The organism is Novipirellula sp. (assembly GCF_041583735.1).
Lineage (GTDB): Bacteria > Planctomycetota > Planctomycetia > Pirellulales > Pirellulaceae > Novipirellula.
The window spans coordinates 1-2081 of the sequence record NZ_JBFHFD010000984.1; the positions used below are offsets into that span (position 1 = coordinate 1).

General features: G+C 57.9%; 1 protein-coding gene and 1 pseudogene. Both read right to left on the reverse strand.

The window, feature by feature from the left end:
• Positions 1–234 precede the first annotated feature (234 nt).
• A complete protein-coding gene (locus ABX962_RS35300; protein ID WP_372726340.1) occupies positions 235–1317 on the reverse strand; it encodes an acyl-CoA dehydrogenase in 1083 nt (360 codons plus the stop codon).
• A 32-nt stretch (positions 1318–1349) separates the two neighbouring features.
• Positions 1350–2081: pseudogene (locus tag ABX962_RS35305) on the reverse strand (hypothetical protein); the annotation flags it as partial.

Below are 2081 nucleotides of genomic sequence, written 5' to 3' on the forward strand. Positions count from 1 at the left end.
AACGAAGTGGAAAAGATCAAAAAAGCGAGCCCTCCGCACCATTCGTCTTCCCCCCCTAACCGCTGGAAACTTGCATTTTCTCGTAGCGACCTTCGTTAGAAGGTGGTGATTCGTATTGGCTGGCAACCATCCACGCTTTGGCGAGCATCCACGCTCTGGCGAGCGTAGCTACAAAACGCAAATGCCGTAATTTGCCGTCTCTAAAATGCTTCTCAGCGCTGGCCCAATGGGGCGTTACTCTTGAATTCCGGCCAGCTCGCATAAGTAGGCTTGGGTGACCGGTTGCGGGCAGCTCCAGACCAAAAAGAACAAGGCTTCGCGACACCACTTGCCCACGGGATGCCCTTGCACGTATCCGGCACCTTTGGCTGCGGTCAGTGCGGCTTGCGTCGATCGCAACACCATCCGGTTGGCTCGCCCGCGAATCTCGGCGGCATCACAGGTCGAATCGCCCGCGGCAGCTCGCAGCAGGTCGTTTTCCAACGCGAGGACTTCGGATTGCATCTCGTCGGCGATCTTTTGCAAATCGGGGCGTTTGAGCGCCTCGCGAATCAAAAAGTCAATCGCGGCGTTGGAAAGTCCGATCGCGAGCGTGGATGTTTGCAGTCCGCCGGTCCCCGCACCGGTGCCAGTCTGCATCACATTTTCGATCGGACCGGCGATCAACATCGATTCATCGATTGCGACCTTGTCCAACACCAATTTGTCGGTGCAACTTGCCGACAATGCGACCAACTCGGTCCCCGGCGACGGTTGGACTCCGTCGAGCGATCTTGGCACGGCGGCCAGCAATTCTCGGCCATCTTCCATCGTGGCACCGATCACGTAGACGTCTCCGTGCGGAGCCCCGGTTACCCACGGCGACATGCCATCAAGCAGAAAACCGTCGGCGGTTTCGCTGGCCAACAAGACTGGCTTGGCCAGGTGACGCCGGCTTGTCGTCAGATGGCTGATCCCAACGGTCCCAAAGGCTTCGCCGCTAACCAATTTGTCCAACCATCGGTCCGCGGGGGCCGGATTCTCGCTGCCCGCGATCCGGCGGATCGATCCCATCAACTGAGTGATCACAAACGTGGTGGTCAGGTCGGCCGCCGAAAGCAGCAGGTAACCGCGAGTCTGTTCTTCGTCGCTCCACCCTAGCCCGCCCGATTCCGGCGGCAAGAACCAGCGAAAAACGCCCGCATCGGCGCACCACCGCAGGGCTTCGGCGGGCCAGTCCTGGACATGATTCCAACGCGGCGCAGCGTCGCGAAGCGATTCCAGCAGCGGGTGACCTAAAGCGTCGTTGGGCGAACGAATCAAGAGAGAATCTGACATCAACGTGGAAGGTTCCGGTTGGAGAGTACGTTTTACGCACGGTCAAAAATACGATTGAACAGCCGACGATTTCGCTGGCGTGCTTGATCACACGCCGCTTCGATCATCTTGGGATCGTTTTCATTCATCAGGAACGCCAAGTTTTTCATCAGCGAATCGAGTTCGGGCAACGCGTGACGATGAGGCGTTTTCATCAACCGCAAATTGATTTCGACACCGCGAAGCGTTTGGTAACCCGCGATCAATTGCAACGCTTCGTCTTCGGGCAAGCGTCCCGCTTCGGCAAGTCGTTCCAGCGAAAGGGTGGTGTTGCAGTGCGTGATATTGGGGGATTCCGCTGCATGTTTTAGTGTCAACATTTGGGCCACAAACTCGACATCCACCGTGCCCCCTTCGCCTCGTTTCAAGTTTCCGGAGGTTGCCGTCTCTTGCATACGAGTCCGGATCTTGCGAATGTCGTTGGCCATTCCCGATTGCCACGGCGCCTCGGTCAATAACGTCGCCACCGCGTTGTCAAACCTAGTTCGACTCGTTCGCGAACCCGAGATCGAACGTGCTTGGCAAATCGCGAGCCACTGCCAAAGCGGAGCCTCGTGTTGCCGGAAACGATTCAGGAAATCTTCGGTGGAAACCGCAAACACGCCTTCTTCACCCGGCGGACGAAGCCGTCCATCGAGCTCATACATCCGGCCTTTGGGACCCGGGGCGTTGATCCGCTCGATCACACGCTGGGCCAATTGGTTGAAAAAGCTGCGGTTGGTCGC

Coding starts and splice junctions, on each gene's coding strand:
- ABX962_RS35300 (WP_372726340.1), bottom strand. CDS start 1,317: ATGTCAGATTCTCTCTTGATTCGTTCGCCCAACGACGCTTTAGGTCAC.